We start from the raw sequence: 7,062 nt of genomic DNA on the forward strand, positions 1-7,062 counted from the left end.
CTCTTAAATAAGATCAACCCCCATTATTTATACTGAATCTCTGTCACTATCCACGTCTTCTTTTCTTGTTCTGCTTTAACAGTTAAGTGACCGTATGTGTTCTTGACGGTTGCAAATTTTTTACCGTCAAATGAATCTGTTCCTTTTTGAGAGCTGTCAGGCTTTCCAACTGCTTTTTCAATAGATGCCAATGTTTTGTTCTTGCTGCCATAGTTAAATGTCATTGACTGAAGATTCAGTTTTCCGTCACATTGTGGCGCCCTGTAATTGAAAGTCAGATCATAAAAATCTTTATAGCTTTGAACTAATGTTTCTCTCGTATTTGAACGCTTATATTCTTCCATTGGAGATTGACCAATTTTTTTATCAACCGCTGCAGGTATCATTCCAAGCTCCGTACCATAATATTTCAGCTTTCCTTGGCGCATTGCCTTCAATTCACTCGCTGTTAGAGTTTTTAACTGTCCACTCTTCAACTTACCCGGACGTTCATTCTTCTTGCTGCCGTTCATGTCTTCATCTGGATTACCGATACTGAAATCTGTCAGTCTCCACCCTTTGGCGTCTTTCTTATAGAATAGACCAAGATGACCGTATGTTTCAGCACGTTCTTGCATACCAGTTGCATCTACTTTAACCGACTTGCCAAGCAGCTTCACTAAATCCTGCTTATAAATAGCTGATGTCATTGGAAGTCTGAAATTCAGTTCTCCCACTTTAGTATTTGTATCTGATGAGTATCTATCCTTAGAATAGCTGATGACTGTCATCGGACCATAATAACGGACATTGAGTTTACCAAGTACAAATCGCATTTCAGATTCTTTTGTTGCAGTGCCTAATGATTTTGTGACTTGGCTGATATTGGAACCGACTTTAATTCCTTTATACTGATAATTTCCAGCTTTCATCTGTTTAATGACAGCAGCGCTTTTGATATCAGGAATCTTAACGGGTTGAACTGCTTGAGCTGCACATGGATTGCCGTGAGCTGCTGCGTGGACTTCAGTTGAAACACTGCCAAACAAAGCCGATACAATGACGGTCGTTGCTAATAATTTTTTCATAAAATTCCCACCTTTGTTTTTTCTTTGATTGTATCACGGTGTCTTACAAAAAGATGTATCTTTATACAATTTTAAGATAAGTTTAAGATCTCATATATAAGGAGAGAAATTGATATGATTAGATTTTTTATTTTCTTTTTGCTTGGTAGTTCAATAGTCTGTTGAACTGCTCCGCCGCATAACCGAATGCAAGAAAAATGATAATGGTGAAGATAATATCCATGGTGAATGTTCCATTCAACATCGGTAAAATAACAATAACAATCAATGACAAAAGCATATGGACTGGTAAGTATAAGAAACACTTGTTGTTATGCAACCAGCGGTCATAACGATTTTTGAAGATAGATATTACCATGACATTTAAGAAAAGTAATAAAAACAATGGAAACTCAGTATAATCCGGATAAGGTATAACATTATTAATCAATATCAGTAGCATAAGGTTTATGAACAGGGAAATATAGAAATAGCTCATTAAAATTTCCTCACTTTACTGTTGTAATAAAATGTAAAGTCGCTCTATTAAATTGTATCATGGCATCTTACAAAAAGATGTATCTTTATACTATTTTAAGAAAGTTTAAGATTTCATATTATTCATGGGAAACTGCTATGATAAGAATATCAACTATAGGGGTGAGGATATGGAAGAAACAATGAACAACAAAGACTTCGACAGTGCGTTTGAAGATATCTTTAAAAATGAATCGTCAAAAATTAATGAGCAGTTATCCAAACAGATTATGATTGCTTTAGTCGGTGATGTGAACAGCGGTAAATCTTCGACGATCAACAAATTGATGCAGGAGGATATCGCTGCAGTCGGTGCGAAACCAGGAGAGACGATTGCTATTAAAGAGATTCCTTATATGGAGCATATTTTATTCGTCGATACGCCGGGTCTTGATGATGTCAATGCGACAAACTCCAAGGTGACGCTTGATTATTATAAGAAAGCGGATGTAATTCTGTTCTTCTTAAATGCTGCAGGCACTGTGCTGTCAGAGAACGAATTGAAGAATTTGATGGAAATTGGTAAAACGAATAAAGATATTATCATTGTGCTGAATAAAATCGATGCGGCTGATGATGTGCCAGAGCAGGTCAAATATATTGAAGATAAAACATCTAATAAGTACCTCATCGCACCGATTTCATCACGTACCGGTGAAAATATAACGATGCTGCAAAACCATCTGCTCGATATTCTAAAGAAGAAATCGAAGGACCTCTTGATGGGAAAGCATATGAAAAACAAAAGCAAGATCGCTGACAAATGGATATTAGGTGCTGGTGTTTCAGCAGCAGCGGTGGGCGCACTTCCGGTGCCGGGCTCTGACTTCATTCCTTTGACATCTATTCAGATTGGTATGATGCTGAAGCTTGCGAATCTTTATAACAAACCGCTGTCAAAAGAAAATGCACGTGAACTGATCATTGCAACAATTGTCGGCAATGCAGGGAAAGCCGCTTTCAGACAGCTTGTGAAACTTGTGCCAGGTGCAGGTTCAGCAATCGGTGCAAGTATTGCAGGTGCCGCTACCGTGTCGCTCGGCTATGCGATGAAATATATGTATGAGCATAATATAGAAATCACTGACCAGCAGCTGAAGATCATCTACGATAAATTTTTAAAAGAACAGAAGAAAGATCGTCCGTAAGATAGTAGCCTTGAGCACATTATGCTCAGGGCTTTTTTAGTTCTTTCCTTCTCTATTGTTCGGTTCGTAAAAATTGTCATTGTATTAATATACTTAATTGCTTATAATAAAAATATTCAGAATATAAAGACAATAAATAGTCCCTTACTACAGGAGGAAATGACATGAAGAAGAAAAGCCGCTTATTTCTAGCATCACTCATCACTGTGACAGGTTTTACAGCAGCCTGCTCCAACAGCTCTGACAATAATGATAAGACATCAGGTAAAAATGGAGACAGCAAGCAAGTCTTAAACTTAGCATCGCTTTCCGACATTCCGACGATGGATACATCGCTTGCTACAGATATGGTCGCATTCAATGTCTTTAACCAGGTTATGGAAGGTCTTTATACATTAGATGATAAAGACAAAGCAGTACCAGGCGTCGCTGAAGGTGATCCTGAGAAGTCAAAAGACGGTAAAACGTGGACGATTAAACTTCGCGACGATGCAAAGTGGTCTAATGGTGACCCTGTCACAGCTGATGACTTCGTCTATTCATGGCGCAGAACTCTGAATCCTGATACCGCAGCAGAATACGGCTACATCATGTATGACATCAAGAACGCTGAAGAAGTAGCAACTGGCAAGAAAAAACCAGAGGAACTCGGTGTCAAAGCGATTGATGAACATACGCTTGAAATCCAGCTGAATTCGAATGTTCCATACTTCCAGGAACTGCTTGCATTTGGTACGTTCAATCCACAGAATCAGAAATTCGTTGAGAAGCAAGGCGACAAATACGGTACAACTGCAGAGACAACATTATATAATGGACCATTTGTCATCTCAGAATGGAATACTGAGAAGAACTATAAGCTTGAGCCAAACAAGGAATACTGGGATAAAGACAAGGTAAAGCTTGATGAAGTGAACTATCAGGTCATCAAGGACCAGCAGACAGGTGCAAACCTATACGATACAGATAAACTTGATGTCGTACAGCTGACAGCAGAACAAGTGGATAAATATAAAGACAGCAAAGATTTTGATACTCAGCTTGAAGCACGGACGTATTTCATCCGCTTCAACCAGGACAAAGTACCTGAATTCAAGAACAAAAACATGCGTCTCGCTCTCGCTAAGGCTGTGGACAAAGATAAATATGTCAGCAACCTTTTAAACAACGGCTCAGCTGCAACTAACGTACTGACACCATCAGAGTTTGTAATGGGACCAGACGGTAAAGATTATGTAGACGGTGTGAAATCACCGCTGAACTATGACAAAGCAGAAGCTCAAGCCTATTTCGAGAAGGCTAAAAAAGAACTCGTCAAAGATAAGTTTGAGTTTGAATATTTAACCTATGACCAGGATACAGCGAAGAAAGAATCTGAATACGTTAAAGAACAGATTGAAAGCACGTTGTCAGGCGTAACGCTCAAAATCAAGCAGCAACCGTTCAAACAGAAACTCGCTCTTGAATCCAAACAGGATTTTGAAATGTCATTCGGCCGCTGGGGCGCAGATTATCCGGATCCAATGACATATGTCGACTTATTCCTGACAGAAAATCCGAACAACGAAACTGGATGGTCCAGCAAGGAATTCGACCAGAAAGTTAAAGATTCAAAAGGCACTCTGCTTGATGATCCAGAAAAACGCTGGACAACATTGCAGGATGCAGAAGGATTGCTGCTTGACGATGCAGTCATCTCACCAATGTATCAGAGCGGTATGGCAAGACTCGTCAAACCAAAAGTTAAAGGCATGGTACTGCATAAGTTCGCAGGAGACACATCTCTTAAAGAAGCATATATCGAAGAATAAGTTGAACAGCCCGGTCATAATGGATCGGGTTTTTTATAAGGAGGTTTCTAGATGACTAAGAGCGATTTAACGATTATCATCATGTATATCCTTGTCCTGATCATGAACCTTCTAACGCTTCCACCCTTGTTGAGTGAAGGTGTCACTGTAGATAACATCTTTCCATTAGTAATGGTAGGTGCAATGTTATCAATGATATCTTCTACCCTCACGAATCATTTCACTAATACGATGGACCGCGAAGATCAAAAAAAGATTTATCCACCGGAAGTCGTTAAAAAATGGTCGAGAATCAATATTGGAGCGCAAATTATAGTCATTCTCTTTTTCCTGTCGTGGTTGATTTACGTCATCGTTAAATTTCCAGCAGCATTTCCACAGATTCTATTATGCATTGCCTGGATAGTGTTATGTCTGTTCAACATTTACCGGGAAATTAAACGTCAGCGTTATGTGACAGCGAATCCTTAGACAAGAAGGCACTGATTGCTCAGTGCCTTCTTTATATATATTGTTCCACTACGTCTGCAATGCCGTCCACATTATTGCTTGCAGTCACTATGTCAGCGACTGCTTTTACTTCGACGCGTGCATTACCCATTGCCACACCTATTCCTGCATCTTTCACCATCTCAATGTCATTCATATTGTCACCGAACGACATACATTCTGACTTATGAATACCTGCTGCCTCGCAAATATGGTCAAGCGCGGTTGATTTATTGACGCCGTTCAACGTAATTTCTATGAAGAACGGTGCAGTCCGTGCAGGAGCAAGTCTTCCTTCGCACAGTCTGAAAATGTCTTCTTCTACTGCGTCCAATCGTTCCGGCTGATCGATCAAAATAATCTTCGCCGGCGAGAAATCAAGCGCGTCCATCAGTCTGTCATGATGAATGAGTTCCATCTGGTGCGCAGTACTTTCACGGACGACGTATTCATTGTCAATGTTATTACTAAATAGCTGGCTGCCGTTATCAATCACATGGACAAGATTGAAGGGTTCAATGTCGCGGAAGAACTGCTTGACCGCTTCTTTGTCAATCGGCTGTTCATGCATTACTTCCTGAGTCTCTGCATCAATAATCAATCCACCGTTATAAGCGGCGAGTATTCCATGATGCTTAGCTAGTTCAAGCTCAGCGGATTCATACCAGAATCCTGTCCGCGGTCGTCCAGATACAAGTGCCAGCCTGATGCCTTGCTGCTGTGCCTTCATTAAAGCTTCTTTTGTTCTCGGGGTAATCTTTCGTTCATCATTGATCAACGTGCCGTCGCAGTCGAGAGCAATCAGCTTAATCGTCTGTGTCATAATAGCCTCCATCAAAATAATTGTCTTCTTATGATAACACAGTTATTACACCTGCTTAGCGAGGTTAGTAATATAACTAAAAAATGCATCATGGTCAACATCATAGACGACATTGACTGGTCTACCTTCTGCTGTCTCATAAGTCCGTCCCTGAGATGGACCTTCTGTATAGACGCTTGATGTTACAAGCTTTGATTTCACCAACTCCGGCTGACCTACTGATGCCGTCGTCAGTACATCCCATAAATAATAAGTGGAGTTAGTCACAAAATGCTTCAACGGCGGCACAATCGCATAACTTACACCAAGGAAATCAACTCCTGGATATTTGCGATCATTCGCCCACATCTGCCGAATTTCTCCGGTCAATGGTACTTGAATTGTACTTTCCAGAGCTATCATATCAATATCAATAGACGAATTAAAAACTATTTTGACAGCTTCCGGATCCCAGAATGCATTCCATTCAGCAGTACCATCATGTTCCGGCTCATGGACGTTGCCTTCTTCCCGATAAGTCCCACCCATCCAGACCAGCTTATCTATTTTTTCGACGATACGCGGTTCATTCTGAAGAGCGCGGGCTAAATCAGTCAATGGTCCCGTGAACAATAGTGTCGTCTGCTCTTCTTCACTCATCACTTTATCGATAAGATGAAGATAAGCTGGACGTTTTGATAATGGTGCCTGAATAGTTCCAGATTCGTTTAGAATCGGTAGTGCATCCATAAAGAAGGCATGCATGCGCCAGTTTTTTGGGAAAGGATTTTTGCCTCGTTCATGTGACATTGCTGTGTCAACCTGACTATTACCAAAGCGGTCAATAATCTTACGGCTAGCGTAAGTCGCCGGTTCAATGTAGCAATCTGCATCTATAACACTTACACCTGTCAGTCTTATATTATCCATCTGAAGTAGTAAGAACAATGAAATTAAATCATCCACTCCGCCATCATGGTTGAAATATACATTTTTCATCAATAGCCCTTCTTCCCTTTAATTTTTCTTTATTATACCCTAATTTACGAATTATAATTTAATTATTATTATAATTGTTCGTTTTTTATATAATGTATAACAATAGTGTTGCATAAAAATATTTCAACCTACGGTTTTAAATGGAATATTCTAAAAATTTATTTTCTGTACAAAAAAAGTCCTTTATAATGGTTGGAGGTAGTAATACACATCCAAATCCAATACAAAGG

At 39.7% G+C, this 7,062-nt stretch carries 7 protein-coding genes; 3 read left to right on the forward strand and 4 right to left on the reverse strand.

Annotated features, from left to right (window positions below; genetic code table 11):
• Positions 1 to 23 precede the first annotated feature (23 nt).
• Together ERX29_RS04305 and ERX29_RS04310 are read right to left on the reverse strand one after the other, a co-directional pair.
• Positions 24 to 1,067, reverse strand: a complete 1,044-nt coding sequence (locus ERX29_RS04305; protein WP_133443461.1) for a hypothetical protein — start codon at positions 1,065 to 1,067, stop codon at positions 24 to 26.
• A 127-nt stretch (positions 1,068 to 1,194) separates the two neighbouring features.
• A complete protein-coding gene (locus ERX29_RS04310; RefSeq protein ID WP_165981065.1) occupies positions 1,195 to 1,509 on the reverse strand; it encodes a hypothetical protein in 315 nt (104 codons plus the stop codon).
• Between the two features lie 205 nt (positions 1,510 to 1,714).
• Between ERX29_RS04310 and ERX29_RS04315 the strand changes: the two genes are divergently transcribed.
• The 3 genes from ERX29_RS04315 (at position 1,715) to ERX29_RS04325 (ending at position 5,013) form a co-directional block, all read left to right on the forward strand.
• Positions 1,715 to 2,731 carry a GTPase gene (locus ERX29_RS04315; RefSeq protein ID WP_133443463.1) on the forward strand — a complete coding sequence of 339 codons (1,017 nt, stop codon included), beginning with the start codon at positions 1,715 to 1,717 and terminating at the stop codon, positions 2,729 to 2,731.
• Positions 2,732 to 2,895: 164 nt separating this feature from the next.
• Positions 2,896 to 4,542, forward strand: a complete 1,647-nt coding sequence (locus tag ERX29_RS04320) for a peptide ABC transporter substrate-binding protein (RefSeq protein ID WP_133443464.1) — start codon at positions 2,896 to 2,898, stop codon at positions 4,540 to 4,542.
• A gap of 51 nt (positions 4,543 to 4,593) precedes the next feature.
• The gene (locus ERX29_RS04325; protein ID WP_133443465.1) at positions 4,594 to 5,013 is read left to right on the forward strand and encodes a hypothetical protein; all 420 of its coding nucleotides are present in this window, start codon (positions 4,594 to 4,596) and stop codon (positions 5,011 to 5,013) included.
• Between the two features lie 31 nt (positions 5,014 to 5,044).
• Here the strand turns inward: ERX29_RS04325 and ERX29_RS04330 are convergent, their stop codons facing one another.
• Both ERX29_RS04330 and ERX29_RS04335 read right to left on the reverse strand, forming a co-directional pair.
• Entirely contained in the window at positions 5,045 to 5,854 is an 810-nt protein-coding gene (locus ERX29_RS04330) for a Cof-type HAD-IIB family hydrolase (RefSeq protein WP_165981066.1), read from the reverse strand.
• Between the two features lie 45 nt (positions 5,855 to 5,899).
• Entirely contained in the window at positions 5,900 to 6,835 is a 936-nt protein-coding gene (locus tag ERX29_RS04335) for a nucleoside hydrolase (RefSeq protein WP_133443467.1), read from the reverse strand.
• Positions 6,836 to 7,062: the final 227 nt, after the last annotated feature.

This window comes from Macrococcus lamae (assembly GCF_004359545.1).
GTDB lineage: Bacteria > Bacillota > Bacilli > Staphylococcales > Staphylococcaceae > Macrococcus > Macrococcus lamae.

Coding starts and splice junctions, on each gene's coding strand:
- ERX29_RS04305 (WP_133443461.1), bottom strand. CDS start 1,067: ATGAAAAAATTATTAGCAACGACCGTCATTGTATCGGCTTTGTTTGGC.
- ERX29_RS04310 (WP_165981065.1), bottom strand. CDS start 1,509: ATGCTACTGATATTGATTAATAATGTTATACCTTATCCGGATTATACT.
- ERX29_RS04315 (WP_133443463.1), top strand. CDS start 1,715: ATGGAAGAAACAATGAACAACAAAGACTTCGACAGTGCGTTTGAAGAT.
- ERX29_RS04320 (WP_133443464.1), top strand. CDS start 2,896: ATGAAGAAGAAAAGCCGCTTATTTCTAGCATCACTCATCACTGTGACA.
- ERX29_RS04325 (WP_133443465.1), top strand. CDS start 4,594: ATGACTAAGAGCGATTTAACGATTATCATCATGTATATCCTTGTCCTG.
- ERX29_RS04330 (WP_165981066.1), bottom strand. CDS start 5,854: ATGACACAGACGATTAAGCTGATTGCTCTCGACTGCGACGGCACGTTG.